This window comes from Enterobacter cloacae complex sp. P42RS, from assembly GCF_014930595.1.
Lineage (GTDB): Bacteria > Pseudomonadota > Gammaproteobacteria > Enterobacterales > Enterobacteriaceae > Enterobacter > Enterobacter bugandensis.
On record NZ_JADBRK010000023.1, the window covers coordinates 34085 to 47155 of the forward strand.

The following is a 13071-nucleotide window of genomic DNA, read 5'->3' on the forward strand; positions in this document are numbered from 1 at the left end:
TCTGAAAGGCATTATTCTTTGCCTGACAGCGTGGATTAATGGCACATTAACCCCACCCTGTCGTCGTAAAAAAACCGTATGAAGACAGTTTGTTGAGGACAAATATGAAAAAACTCGTGTTGTCATTATCTCTGGTACTGGCCTTTTCCAGCGCCACCGCGGCCTTCGCAGCCATTCCGCAGAAAATTCGTATTGGTACCGATCCAACCTACGCGCCGTTTGAATCGAAGAATTCTAAGGGTGAACTGGTGGGTTTTGACATCGATCTGGCCAATGAGCTGTGCAAACGCATCAAAGCACAGTGTACTTATGTAGAGAACCCGCTGGATGCGCTGATCCCTTCCCTGAAAGCTAAGAAAATAGACGTGATTATGTCCTCGCTTTCCATCACCGAGAAACGTCAGCAGGAGATTGCCTTCACCGACAAGCTCTATGCGGCCGATTCACGTCTGGTAGTGGCTAAGTCTTCTGACATTCAACCGACCCTCGAGTCGCTGAAGGGGAAACGCGTAGGCGTGCTGCAGGGCACCACGCAGGAGACCTACGGTAACGAACACTGGGCGCCGAAGGGGATCGAAATCGTCTCCTATCAGGGCCAGGAAAATATTTACGCAGACCTGACGGCAGGCCGTATTGATGCGGCATTCCAGGATGAAGTCGCGGCAAGCGAAGGTTTCCTGAAGCAGCCGGTAGGCAAAGATTACAAGTTCGGCGGTCCGTCCATTAAGGACGAGAAGCTCTTTGGCGTGGGTACCGGTATGGGCCTGCGTAAGGAAGACAACGAACTGCGTGAGGCGCTGAACAAAGCGTTTGCTGAAATGCGCGCTGACGGTACCTACGACAAACTGGCGAAAAAGTACTTCGATTTCAATGTGTACGGCGGCTAATCGCTCCGTCAAATAACGTGCGGCCCCTCCCGCTGGGGGAGGGGATAAGACACGGTTTACCACTCACGATACGACAGGGCTCGCGGTATGCTGTACGGATTTTCTGGCGTTATTTTACAGGGCGCGCTTGTCACCCTTGAGCTGGCTATCAGCTCCGTGGTGCTGGCGGTGCTGATAGGTCTGGCGGGCGCAGGGGCGAAGCTTTCGGCAAACAAACCGCTGGCGCTCATTTTCGAAGGCTATACCACGCTCATTCGCGGCGTACCCGATCTGGTGCTGATGCTGCTTATTTTTTACGGCCTGCAGATTGCCCTGAACAGCGTGACGGATGCGATGGGCATGGGACAAATTGATATCGACCCGATGGTGGCCGGTATTATCACCCTCGGTTTTATCTACGGTGCCTACTTCACGGAAACCTTCCGTGGCGCTTATATGGCGGTTCCCAGAGGACACATTGAAGCGGCAACCGCATTTGGTTTTACCTCTTCACAAACGTTTCGCCGGATTATGTTCCCGGCCATGATGCGCTATGCGCTGCCGGGCATCGGCAACAACTGGCAGGTTATCCTCAAAGCAACGGCGCTGGTCTCGCTGCTCGGTCTGGAAGACGTCGTGAAAGCGACTCAGCTGGCGGGCAAGAGCACCTGGGAGCCGTTCTACTTTGCGGTGGTCTGCGGCGCGATCTATCTGGTTTTTACGACCGTCTCCAATGGTGTGCTGCTTCTGCTCGAGCGTCGCTACTCCGTGGGTGTGAAGAGGGCTGACCTGTGATTGAGATTATTCAGGAATACTGGAAATCCCTGCTGTGGACGGATGGCTACCGCTTTACCGGCGTGGCGATCACGCTCTGGCTGCTGATTTCTTCCGTGGTGATGGGCGGCATTCTGGCGGTGTTTCTCGCCATCGGTCGCGTGTCGAACAATAAATTTATTCAGTTCCCGATTTGGCTGTTTACCTATGTGTTTCGCGGCACGCCGCTGTACGTGCAGCTGCTGGTGTTCTATTCGGGGATGTATACGCTGGAGATCGTAAAAGGCACTGAAATGCTGAATGCGTTCTTCCGCAGCGGCCTGAACTGTACGGTGCTGGCGCTAACGCTCAACACCTGCGCCTATACCACCGAGATTTTCGCCGGGGCCATTCGTTCCGTGCCGCACGGTGAGATCGAGGCGGCGCGCGCGTACGGCTTCTCCTCGGTGAAGCTTTACCGCTGCATTATTCTGCCGTCGGCGCTGCGCATTGCGCTACCGGCCTACAGCAACGAAGTCATTTTGATGCTGCACTCCACCGCGCTCGCCTTTACCGCCACGGTGCCGGACCTGCTCAAAATCGCGCGCGATATCAACTCCGCGACCTATCAGCCGTTTACCGCGTTTGGCATTGCGGCGGTGCTCTATTTAATTATCTCTTATGTTCTGATTAGCCTGTTCCGTAAGGCTGAAAAACGCTGGTTGCAGCATATAAAACCTTCTTCGACGCACTGAGAAAGATGATGGCTGAGAACAAATTAAACGTTATTGATTTGCACAAACGCTACGGCGAACATGAAGTGCTGAAAGGGGTGTCGCTGCAGGCTAACGCAGGCGACGTGATCAGTATCATCGGTTCATCCGGTTCGGGTAAAAGTACCTTCCTGCGCTGCATTAACTTCCTCGAAAAGCCGAGCGAAGGCTCGATTGTGGTGAGCGGGCAGAACATCAACCTGGTGCGTGACAAAGACGGCCAGCTGAAGGTGGCGGATAAGCATCAGCTGCGCCTGCTGCGTACGCGCCTGACAATGGTGTTCCAGCATTTCAACCTCTGGAGCCACATGACGGTGCTGGAGAACGTGATGGAAGCGCCGGTTCAGGTGCTCGGCTTAAGCAAGCAGGAAGCCCGCGAACGCGCGGTGAAATACCTGGCGAAAGTGGGTATCGACGAGCGCCAGCAGATGAAGTATCCGGTACATCTTTCCGGCGGCCAGCAGCAGCGTGTCTCCATCGCCCGCGCGCTGGCGATGGAGCCGGAAGTGCTGCTGTTCGACGAACCGACCTCCGCGCTTGACCCGGAACTCGTCGGCGAAGTGCTGCGCATCATGCAGAAGTTGGCCGAAGAGGGCAAAACGATGGTGGTGGTGACGCACGAGATGGGCTTCGCCCGTAACGTCTCGAACCACGTGATTTTCCTGCATCAGGGGAAAATTGAAGAGCAGGGGCACCCTGATGAGGTGCTGGCAAACCCGCAGAGCCCGCGTTTGCAGCAGTTCCTTAAAGGATCTCTGAAATAAAGAGGGCATCAGCCCGCAGTGCAGCCCAATCGCCCGGTGACGCTTCGCTTACCGGGCCTACAAAACCCCAGGCCGGGCAAACGCAGTGCCGCCCGGCATTCAGGCCGCACCACACTCCAGGCGATACACCCAGTCGTCATACCGCACACCGTCAATCTCATACGCCTTTTCAAGCACCTGCGTGCGCACAAACCCGGCTTTCTCAAGCACCCGCACAGACCCGCCGTTGTCCGCCAGCACGTACGCGTTAATCGCCTTCACGGCGGTCTGGTTAAACGCGTAGTCACATACCGCGCGCAGCGCCTCGCTGGCGATGCCTTTTCCCTGCGCGGCAGGCACAACCGTGTAGCCGATGTCCGCCTCTTCACGATTCTCAGGGCTGATTTGCAGGCCGATATCGCCGAGTGGCGTATCTTCATTCAGAAAGCGGATCACGAAGACATGCTCCGCCATCAGGCGTGCGGCAAACACGCGTCGGGTCTCTTTCTCAGGCGCAATCGCGGCCATATAGCGCATAATGTCGCGGTTTTCGCGCAGCGAGCGGAAGAACGCCCAGTCAGAGGGTTCGAAAGGGGTGAGATGAAGCCGGGGAGTGGTGATGGTTGCCATTGTTACGCCATTTCATCGGAACATGGCGTATCACTGTAACATATTCAGCGTACCACATCCCCCAGCGCCTCTTCTAAGTCATACCAGCGAAACGCAAACCCCGCCGCTTCCAGCCGTTTTGGCAGCGCGCGCTGACCGCCCAGCACCAGCACGGACGCTTCGCCCATCAACAGGCGAATCGCCGTCGCAGGCACGCGTAATATCGCCGGGCGATGCAGGGCATGCCCCAGCGCGTGGGCAAACTGTTCATTTCGCACCGGATACGGCGCAACCATGTTAAATGGCCCGCGCAGTTCGTTATCCAGCAGCCATATAATGCCGTTCACCATATCGTCGATATGGATCCAGGCCAGGTACTGTCGCCCGTTGCCGATCGGCCCGCCGAGCCCCAGCCTGAAGGGCGGAAGCATTTTACCCAGAATGCCGCCTTTCGGCGCAAGCACCACGCCGGTACGCAGCAGGCAGACGCGGGTATTATCGCTTTGCGCCGCGCAGGCGATGCGCTCCCACTGGGCGCAGAGTTTATGGGTGAACTCGTTGTGGGGCGGCTCTTCCTCGGTCACCACCACTTCGCCGAGATCGCCGTAATAGCCCGTTGCAGAGCCTGAAATCAGCACCGACGGCGGGGTCTGGCTGTTGCGAATCAGCTCAACCAGTTTCTCAGTGATGTTCCAGCGGCTGCTGCACAACCGCTGTTTCTGCTCTTCGGTCCAGCGCTTATCGGCGATGGGTTCACCCGCAAGGTTGATGACGGCGTCGAAGCCGTCCAGATTCTGCCGATCGGCCAGCCCTTTCCAGATATCGACCCCCGCGCCCAGCACCTGGCGCGCTTTCTCCGGGCTGCGGGTCACTACGGTAATGTCGTGATGCAGCGCCTGCAACCGCGCAATGAGATGGCGCCCAATCAGGCCTGTACCGCCGGTCAGCAGAATCTTCATACAACCTCCAGGTTTACGCCTGGCGTCGCCAGCTTAACGTCATGGAGACGGAGTCGGCATAGCGCAGGGCGTGAAGTTTATCGATCTCTACTTCAGCATAAGTGACCCAGTGATGATCGCGTGCGATATCGAGCACATCCTGGGTTAATTTCTCCAGCAGCGAGAAGCGGTTGTTTTCCACGTACTGGATGATGTTTTTAGTGATCGTGCGATAGTTCAGCGCGTCATTGATGTCTTCGCTGGCCCGCGCTTTGTCTGCCGGGTAGTGAATCACCACATTAATGACAATATCCTGACGGTTGGCAATCTCTTCCTCTTTGATACCAATGAACGTGCGCAAGCGTAAATTTTTTATACGAATAATAGCGTCTGGCTGTGACATTGCAGGTCTTCTCCGTGTCAGTATTTCCCGCCCATAATACATGAGAGCCTCTCAGCCACCCAGCCTCATAGGTGATTAAACCTGCTGGATTTTTTGCATTGCGCGTTCGGTGGCTGGGCGGGTCCGGATACGCTCAAACCAGTTGTTCACCGCCGGGTAAGACGCTAAGTCAATCCGGTGTTTATCATGCGTATTTACCCACGGCCAGCAGGCGATATCGGCAATGCTGTAATGGTCGCCCCCGAGCCACGGCGTTTTCTCCAGCCGCTGGTTCAGAACGCCGTAAAGACGCTGGGTTTCAACCTGATATCGCTCAATGGCGTAGGGAATGGTCTGCGGCGCGAAGGCGGTGAAGTGGTGGTTCTGCCCCAGCATCGGCCCAAAGCCGCTTGACTGCCAGAAAAGCCACTGCAGAGTGTGGTGACGCTCGCGCAGTTCACCGCTCAGCAGCTTGCCGGTTTTCTCTGCCAGATAAAGCAAAATTTCACCGGATTCAAACAGGCTTAACGGCCTGCCTCCGTCCGCCGGCTGGCTATCAATAATGGCCGGAATTTTATTGTTGGGCGAGATAGCCAAAAACACAGGGTTGAACTGTTCGCCTTTGCTGATATCCACGCGGATGATTCTGTAATCCAGTTCGGCTTCTTCGAGAAAGAGGGTGATCTTGTGGCCATTTGGGGTAGGGGCGTAATAAAGGTCAATCATTCTCAACTCCTGTCCATGCGAATAGTGGTGCCATGACAAATGAGTATAGGTGCTTGTTGTAAATCGTGAGTTTTCATCAAGTGACAGCGAAGCAAAGAGATTATATGTTGAGTAAAAACCGATCAGCCGATGAGGATGTTATGAACCAGCCCGTAATTACGTTGTGGTCCGATGCAAATTTCTTTTCTCCCTATGTTATGAGCGTTTACGTCGCGCTGGCCGAAAAGGGGCTCTCTTTTACGCTGAAGACCGTCGATCTCGACGGTGGTGAACACCTCAAACCCCAGTGGCAGGGTTACGACCTGACGCGACGCGTGCCGGTGCTGGAACTGGATGGTTTTGCACTGAGCGAATCCTCGGCGATCGATGAATATCTGGAAGATCGTTTCGCGCCGCCGGAGTGGGAGCGCATCTATCCTCACGATCTGCAAAAGCGCGCCCGCGCCCGGCAGATCCAGGCGTGGCTGCGTAGCGACCTGGTGCCGATTCGCGTCGAGCGCTCCACGGATGTCGTGTTTGCCGGTGTGAAAAAGCCAGCGCTCAGCGCAGAAGGCGTCGATAGCGCGCAAAAGCTGATTGAAACTGCAACCTCGCTGCTCGCTCACGGCAACCCGAACCTGTTCGGTGAATGGTGTATTGCCGATACCGATCTGGCGCTGATGCTGAACCGTTTGATCCTCAACGGCGATGAGATCCCTCAACTGCTGGTGGACTATGCGGCGTTCCAGTGGCAGCGAGCCTCCGTACAGCGCTATGTGGCACTCTCCGCTAAGCGCGCGGGCTGATAAGCCCTGACGCTTCAGGTATGATAAGGGGAATTTTTTTACCAGGGAGTGACGGATGAAACTGATGTTTGCGTCAGATATCCATGGATCGCTGCCCGCGACCGAGCGAGTGCTTTCTCTGTTTTCGCAAAGCGGGGCCCAATGGCTGGTGATTCTGGGGGATGTGTTAAATCATGGTCCGCGTAATGCGCTGCCGGAAGGCTATGCCCCGGCGCATGTGGCGGAAAAGCTTAACCCGTTTGCCTCGCGCATTATCGCCGTTCGCGGTAATTGCGACAGCGAAGTCGACCAGATGCTGCTGCATTTTCCCCTTACCGCGCCATGGCAACAGGTTCTGCTGGAAAACAGCCGCCTGTTTCTGACCCACGGACACCTTTTCGGCCCGGATAATCTCCCGGCGCTCGCGGCTGGCGATGTCCTGGTTTACGGCCATACTCATATTCCGGTGGCTGAAAAACGCGGTGAGATTTATCACTTTAATGCGGGGTCGGTCAGCATCCCGAAAGGCGGATATCCTGCGAGCTATGGCCTGCTGGATGGAAATACCCTGAGCGTTATCGCACTTAATGATCAGCAAGTTATTGCGCAGGTAGCGATTAATCCGTAAGTTACACCACAACTGCAAACGCGCCGAAAGAGCGCTTAGACGAGAAGGTTTCCCGATGGTGGAGCAGAATCATTTGGCAAGTACTGAATGGGTTGACATTGTCAGCGAAGAAAATGAAGTGATCGCGCAGGCGAGCCGCGAACAAATGCGTGCAGAGCGTCTGCGTCACCGCGCAACGTACATCGTTGTGCATGACGGCATGGGCAAGATTCTGGTCCAGCGCCGCACGGACACCAAAGATTTTCTTCCGGGCATGCTTGATGCCACCGCAGGCGGCGTCGTGCAGGCCGATGAAGTACTGCTGGACTCCGCACGTCGTGAAGCGGAAGAAGAGTTAGGTATCGCCGGGGTGCCGTTTGCCGAGCACGGGCAGTTCTATTTCGAAGACGAACATTGCCGCGTCTGGGGTGGACTGTTTAGCTGCGTTTCCCACGGGCCTTTCGCCCTGCAGGAAGAGGAAGTGAGCGAAGTCTGCTGGATGACGCCGGAAGAGATTACCGCCCGCTGCGACGAGTTCACGCCGGATTCGTTAAAAGCGCTGGCGCTGTGGATGACCCGCAACGCCAAAAACGAATCCGCTAAGCCGGAAAACAAAGCGGAAAAAGAGGAAGAGGCAGAGTAAGCCTTAACAGCTTTCCCGCAGGCACAGGCTGGACGCGATAGGTTTTTGGTCGCGCCAGTCTCCGTCATTCAGACGTTCCAGTAGCGCTTTACCTGCCTCAATCCCAATCTTTCGATGCGGTACCGCCATCGTCGTCAGCGGCGGCTGGCAGACGCGGCTCACGTCGCTATCGCCAAAGCCCACGACAGCCAGATCGTCCGGCACTTTAATGCGTCGACGCTGACACTCATACAGCGCGCCGCAGGCCAGCTCGTCTGATACGCACACCAGCGCATCCAGCTCCGGCCACGCCAGCAGGAACTCTGGCAGCTGTGCCGCGCCGGTCGAGAAGCTCGGCGGCATCGCCGCGTTAATCACCCGGTTCGGCGACAGATGATGGCGCAGCATCGCCTTGTACCAGCCCTGCAAATGCTGCTGGAAAATCCACTGCTCCTGGTTGGCGCACAGCAGGCCGATATTCTGGTAGCCGCGCCTAATCACCATTTCCGTCAGCTCGTACATGGCCGCCACGTTATCGATCCCGATATTCATATCGATCGGATCGGCGCGCATCGCACCCATCTCCATTACCGGAATCGAGGCGTTTTTCAGCCAGTGGCGAACGGTGTCGGTGTGCTCGACGCTGAGCAAAATGGCGGCGGCGATATTTGACGCCAGCAGGGTCTCAAGCAGCTTCTCTTCCTGCTCAAGCCGATGCTGGGACTCTGCCAGCATAATCTGGTATCCGGCGGGCTGCAGCACCTGCTGTAAGCCCGCAAACATTTCAGAGCAACCGGCTTCGGAAAGGTTGGGAACAACCATCGCAATCGTCCATGAGGACGCGGATGCCAGAGCGCTGGCGGCGAGATTGGGCATATAACCCAGCTCCTGCACCGCAGCTTCAATTTTTTCACGCAGTTTATCGGAAACCTGTTCGGGCGTGCGGAGCGCACGGGAGACGGTCATCGTGCCGACTCCGGCAAGCTGCGCGACATCAGCGAGCGTGACTTTTCCGGTACTGCGCCGTTTTCGGGTTAAAGACATACACCTTCCTGCTGACCAGACGCGTTCTTTTTTCCTTCATTTCAGGTGACAGGCAGTATACGCCTTAAATCCTTTTTTTTGCTGTGATTTCACACCATGATTACATTTTGATAGCGCTATCACATTTCTGCATGTTGGTAATTGGTAGCGCTATCTTTGTGATCGCGATCGCAGTCAATGATTGATGGGTTGAATAAAGTTTGCCCATCTTTAGCGTTTGGCGGGAGGGAAAATGCTCAAAAAGTGGATATATGATACAACCATCACGCTGCAGGATAGCGTGGAAAGCTGGCCACAGGCGCTGGAAATATGCGCGAAACCGCTGCTGGATCTGCAGGTGATTGCACCGGAATACGTGACGGCAATCATTCAGCAGCACCATACGTTAGGACCCTATTATGTGCTGGCACCAGGGCTAGCCATGCCGCATGCGCGGCCGGAGGAAGGCGCCAAAGGACTGGGTTTGTCATTACTAAAACTAAAACAGGGCGTCTCTTTTGGTGCCGGAGAGTTTGACCCTGTCGATCTGATTATTATGCTCGCGGCACCGGATAAACATAGCCATATCGAAATGATATCCGCGCTCGCTGAATTATTTTCCAGCGACGAAGATATGGAGAAATTACATCAGGCGAATACCCTGGAGGATATTAAAGCCATTATTGACCGCTTCTGATTTAATTTTTTAATCCGATTATTCACAACATTACGCGCCAGCGTGATGGGGCGTGCTCTACTCAAAATAAGGGGACAACAATGAAAATCATGGCTATTTGCGGTTCTGGCCTGGGCAGCAGTTTTATGGTCGAAATGAACATTAAAAAAGTGCTTAAAAAGCTGGACATTGAGGCCGAGGTTGAACACTCCGATCTCTCCTCCGCCACGCCGGGCGCGGCGGACCTGTTCGTGATGGCGAAAGACATCGCGGCCAGCGCCAGCGTGCCGGAAAGCCAGCTGGTGGTGATCAACAACATCATTGATATCAACGAACTCGAAGCGCAGCTGCGCGCCTGGTTCGACAGACAATAACCCTGATAAGGCGAGGTGGATATGTTTATCCTTGAAACGCTGAATTTCGTTGTCGATATTTTAAAAGTCCCTTCGGTGCTGGTGGGTTTAATTGCGTTAATTGGTCTGGTCGCGCAGAAAAAAGCGTTTTCTGATGTCGTAAAAGGCACAATTAAAACGATTCTCGGCTTTATTGTACTGGGCGGTGGCGCCACGGTGCTGGTGGGGTCGTTAAACCCGTTAGGCGGCATGTTTGAGCACGCTTTTAATATCCAGGGCATTATTCCAAACAATGAAGCGATTGTGTCGATCGCGCTGGAAAAATACGGTGCCTCGACCGCGCTGATCATGGCCTTCGGCATGGTGGCGAACATTGTCGTCGCGCGCTTTACCCGCCTGAAGTACATCTTCCTGACCGGGCACCACACCTTCTACATGGCGTGCATGATCGGCGTGATCCTGACGGTCGCAGGCTTCGAGGGAGTAGGTCTGGTCTTTACCGGTTCACTGATTCTCGGCCTGATCATGGCCTTCTTCCCGGCGATTGCGCAGCGCTACATGAAGCGCATTACCGGCAACGATGAGATTGCCTTCGGCCACTTCGGCACGCTGGGCTACGTGCTGTCCGGCTGGATTGGCAGCAAGGTCGGCAAGGGCTCGCGCTCAACGGAAGAGATGAACCTGCCGAAGAACCTGAGCTTCCTGCGCGACAGTTCGATCTCCATCTCCCTGACCATGATGATTATCTACCTGATCATGGCGGTAAGCGCCGGGCGTGAGTACGTGGAGTCCACCTTCAGCGGCGGGCAAAACTACCTGGTCTACGCCATTATCATGGCGATCACCTTCGCGGCGGGCGTGTTCATCATCCTGCAGGGCGTGCGCCTGATTCTGGCGGAAATCGTCCCGGCCTTTACCGGCTTCTCGGAAAAACTGGTGCCGAACGCGCGTCCGGCACTGGACTGCCCGGTGGTCTACCCGTATGCGCCAAACGCGGTGCTGATTGGCTTCCTGTTCAGCTTCCTCGGGGGAATTGTGGGGTTGTTGATCTGCGGTCAGTTTAGCTGGGTGCTGATCCTGCCGGGCGTGGTGCCGCACTTCTTCACCGGTGCGACGGCGGGCGTGTTCGGTAACGCCACCGGTGGACGCCGCGGGGCAATGATAGGCGCCTTTGCTAACGGCCTGCTGATTACCTTCCTCCCGGTCCTGCTGCTGCCGGTACTGGGTGCGATTGGCTTTGCTAACACCACCTTCTCGGACGCCGACTTCGGCGCGGTCGGGATTGTGCTGGGCAACCTGGCGCGCTTCCTGTCACCGCTTGCCATCACCGGGCTGGTTGTGGCGCTGTTCGCGCTGCTGGTGGCCTACAACATCTTCGCGAAAAACAAACCTGCGGGTAGTAACGCGCAGGAAAATACCGGAGCCAAATCATGAATGAGAACGAGATAACCGAACTGGCGCGTCAGATCCGTCTTGAAACCCTCAAATCCCTGACGCAGCTGGGCTTTGGGCACTACGGCGGCAGCATGTCGGTGGTGGAAACCCTGGCGGTGCTGTACGGCGCCGTGATGAAGATCGACCCGGCGGATCCGGACTGGCCTGAGCGCGATTACTTTGTGCTGTCGAAAGGTCATGCAGGCCCGGCGCTCTACAGCACCCTGGCGATTAAGGGCTACTTCCCGGTTGAAGAGCTGAGCACGCTGAACCAGAACGGAACGCGTCTGCCCAGCCACCCGGACCGCCTGAAAACGCGCGGCGTGGATGCCACCACCGGCTCGCTGGGGCAGGGGATCTCCATTGCGGGCGGTATGGCACTCTCGCACAGGCTGGCCGGGCGACCGAATCGGGTCTTCTGCATCGTTGGCGACGGCGAGCTGAACGAAGGCCAGTGCTGGGAAGCGTTCCAGTTTATCGCTCACCATCGTCTGAACAACCTGACCGTGTTCGTCGACTGGAACAAACAGCAGCTCGACGGCGAACTGGACGAAATCATCTGTGCCTTCGACCTGGAGGGCAAATTCCGCGCCTTTGGCTTTGATGTGGTGACGGTCAAAGGGGATGACATTCCGGCACTGCTGAAGGTGACTTCAAGGGTACCGGAGGCCGATGCGCGTCCGCGGGTGGTGATCCTCGACAGCATCAAAGGGCAGGGGGTGCCGTACCTGGAACAGCTCAGCAACTCGCACCACCTGCGATTAACCGCGGAGAGCAAAGCGGCCCTCAATGAGACCATTCGCCAACTGGAGGCTTCACATGATTAAGGTTGCACCGGCAGGACAGAAAGACGCCGTTGAGATGCGCAAGGTCTACGCGGGCTTTGTGGCAAAGCAGATTGAGGCCGGCAGCGAAATTATCGCCCTGGAAGCGGACCTGATGAGCTCAATGGCGATGGACGGCGTAGCGCGCGATTATCCGCAGCACGTGATTAACTGCGGCATTATGGAGGCCAACGTCATCGGCACTGCGGCGGGGCTGGCGCTCACCGGCCGTAAGCCGTTCGTGCACACCTTCACCGCGTTTGCCAGCCGCCGCTGCTTCGACCAGCTGTTTATGTCCCTGGACTACCAGCGCAACAACGTGAAGGTGATTGCCTCGGATGCGGGCGTGACGGCCTGCCACAACGGCGGGACGCACATGTCCTTCGAGGATATGGGCATTGTGCGCGGTCTGGCGCATTCGGTGGTGCTGGAAGTCACCGATGCGGTGATGTTCGAGGATGTGCTGCGTCAGCTTATCGATCTCGAAGGCTTCTACTGGGTGCGCACCATCCGCAAGCAGGCGCCGAGCGTCTATGCGCCGGGCTCAACCTTTACCATTGGCAAAGGCAACGTGTTGCGCGAGGGAAGCGATATCACGCTGATTGCCAACGGTATCATGGTGGCGGAAGCGCTGGAGGCGGCGCGCCAGCTTGAACAGGAGGGGGTAAGTGCGGCGGTCATCGACATGTTTACCCTGAAGCCTATCGATCGGATGCTGGTGAAAAACTATGCCGAGAAAACCGGGCGCATCGTCACCTGCGAAAACCACAGTATTCACAACGGTCTCGGGTCAGCGGTGGCGGAAGTGCTGGTGGAGACCTGCCCGGTGCCGATGCGTCGCGTGGGCGTGAAGGAGCGTTACGGCCAGGTGGGCACACAGGAGTTCCTGCAAAAAGAGTATGGCCTGACGGCGCATGACATTGTGTCGGCGGCGCGGGAGCTGCTGTAATAAAAAAAGGCGACCGTGTGGTCGCCTTT

At 56.4% G+C, this 13071-nt stretch carries 17 protein-coding genes; 12 read left to right on the top strand and 5 right to left on the bottom strand.

The window, feature by feature from the left end:
* The first annotated feature begins 104 nt into the window (after positions 1-104).
* The 4 genes from hisJ to hisP all read left to right on the top strand — a co-directional run bounded on the left by hisJ (position 105) and on the right by hisP (position 3156).
* Complete coding sequence (gene hisJ, locus IM314_RS19970; RefSeq protein WP_047367997.1) at positions 105-887, top strand: histidine ABC transporter substrate-binding protein HisJ; 783 nt, start codon at positions 105-107, stop codon at positions 885-887.
* A gap of 87 nt (positions 888-974) precedes the next feature.
* Positions 975-1661, top strand: coding sequence for a histidine ABC transporter permease HisQ (locus IM314_RS19975; RefSeq protein ID WP_028013954.1), 687 nt, complete (start codon positions 975-977; stop codon positions 1659-1661).
* Positions 1658-2374 carry an ABC transporter permease gene (locus tag IM314_RS19980; RefSeq protein ID WP_028013953.1) on the top strand — a complete coding sequence of 239 codons (717 nt, stop codon included), beginning with the start codon at positions 1658-1660 and terminating at the stop codon, positions 2372-2374. Before IM314_RS19975 ends, IM314_RS19980 begins: the two co-directional genes overlap by 4 nt.
* An 8-nt stretch (positions 2375-2382) precedes the next feature.
* Positions 2383-3156, top strand: coding sequence for a histidine ABC transporter ATP-binding protein HisP (hisP, locus tag IM314_RS19985; protein ID WP_010433274.1), 774 nt, complete (start codon positions 2383-2385; stop codon positions 3154-3156).
* 99 nt (positions 3157-3255) lie between these two features.
* Here the strand turns inward: hisP and IM314_RS19990 are convergent, their stop codons facing one another.
* From IM314_RS19990 to yfcG, 4 genes are all read right to left on the bottom strand, one after another.
* Positions 3256-3765 (bottom strand): GNAT family N-acetyltransferase, encoded by a 510-nt coding sequence (locus IM314_RS19990; RefSeq protein WP_045631479.1) that lies wholly within the window; start codon positions 3763-3765, stop codon positions 3256-3258.
* Positions 3766-3809: 44 nt separating this feature from the next.
* Positions 3810-4703 (bottom strand): TIGR01777 family oxidoreductase, encoded by an 894-nt coding sequence (locus IM314_RS19995; RefSeq protein ID WP_028013951.1) that lies wholly within the window; start codon positions 4701-4703, stop codon positions 3810-3812.
* A gap of 13 nt (positions 4704-4716) precedes the next feature.
* Positions 4717-5085: a dihydroneopterin triphosphate 2'-epimerase gene (gene folX / locus IM314_RS20000; protein ID WP_028013950.1), complete on the bottom strand. Its 369-nt coding sequence runs from the start codon at positions 5083-5085 to the stop codon at positions 4717-4719.
* A 75-nt stretch (positions 5086-5160) separates the two neighbouring features.
* Positions 5161-5790 carry a GSH-dependent disulfide bond oxidoreductase gene (gene yfcG / locus IM314_RS20005; protein WP_028013949.1) on the bottom strand — a complete coding sequence of 210 codons (630 nt, stop codon included), beginning with the start codon at positions 5788-5790 and terminating at the stop codon, positions 5161-5163.
* Between the two features lie 140 nt (positions 5791-5930).
* Between yfcG and yfcF the strand changes: the two genes are divergently transcribed.
* The 3 genes from yfcF to yfcD are packed head-to-tail and all read left to right on the top strand — an operon-like array spanning position 5931 to position 7804.
* Complete coding sequence (gene yfcF, locus IM314_RS20010) at positions 5931-6575, top strand: glutathione transferase (protein WP_041908907.1); 645 nt, start codon at positions 5931-5933, stop codon at positions 6573-6575.
* A gap of 55 nt (positions 6576-6630) precedes the next feature.
* Positions 6631-7182, top strand: a complete 552-nt coding sequence (gene yfcE, locus IM314_RS20015; RefSeq protein ID WP_193358992.1) for a phosphodiesterase — start codon at positions 6631-6633, stop codon at positions 7180-7182.
* 55 nt (positions 7183-7237) lie between these two features.
* Positions 7238-7804, top strand: coding sequence for an NUDIX hydrolase YfcD (gene yfcD, locus IM314_RS20020; RefSeq protein ID WP_006811396.1), 567 nt, complete (start codon positions 7238-7240; stop codon positions 7802-7804).
* A gap of 3 nt (positions 7805-7807) precedes the next feature.
* Here the strand turns inward: yfcD and IM314_RS20025 are convergent, their stop codons facing one another.
* Entirely contained in the window at positions 7808-8827 is a 1020-nt protein-coding gene (locus IM314_RS20025; RefSeq protein WP_041908911.1) for a LacI family DNA-binding transcriptional regulator, read from the bottom strand.
* A 232-nt stretch (positions 8828-9059) separates the two neighbouring features.
* Here IM314_RS20025 and IM314_RS20030 point away from each other — a divergent pair, with 232 nt between their 5' ends.
* The 5 genes from IM314_RS20030 (at position 9060) to IM314_RS20050 (ending at position 13042) form a co-directional block, all read left to right on the top strand.
* On the top strand, positions 9060-9503 hold the full coding sequence (locus IM314_RS20030) for a PTS sugar transporter subunit IIA (RefSeq protein ID WP_028013945.1): 444 nt from the start codon (positions 9060-9062) through the stop codon (positions 9501-9503).
* A gap of 80 nt (positions 9504-9583) precedes the next feature.
* On the top strand, positions 9584-9856 hold the full coding sequence (locus IM314_RS20035; RefSeq protein ID WP_041908914.1) for a PTS sugar transporter subunit IIB: 273 nt from the start codon (positions 9584-9586) through the stop codon (positions 9854-9856).
* 21 nt (positions 9857-9877) lie between these two features.
* A complete protein-coding gene (locus IM314_RS20040; protein ID WP_193358993.1) occupies positions 9878-11269 on the top strand; it encodes a PTS ascorbate transporter subunit IIC in 1392 nt (463 codons plus the stop codon).
* Entirely contained in the window at positions 11266-12096 is an 831-nt protein-coding gene (locus tag IM314_RS20045) for a transketolase (RefSeq protein WP_028013942.1), read from the top strand. The genes IM314_RS20040 and IM314_RS20045 overlap by 4 nt, the downstream gene beginning before the upstream one ends.
* Positions 12089-13042 (top strand): transketolase family protein, encoded by a 954-nt coding sequence (locus tag IM314_RS20050; protein ID WP_193358994.1) that lies wholly within the window; start codon positions 12089-12091, stop codon positions 13040-13042. The genes IM314_RS20045 and IM314_RS20050 overlap by 8 nt, the downstream gene beginning before the upstream one ends.
* Positions 13043-13071: the final 29 nt, after the last annotated feature.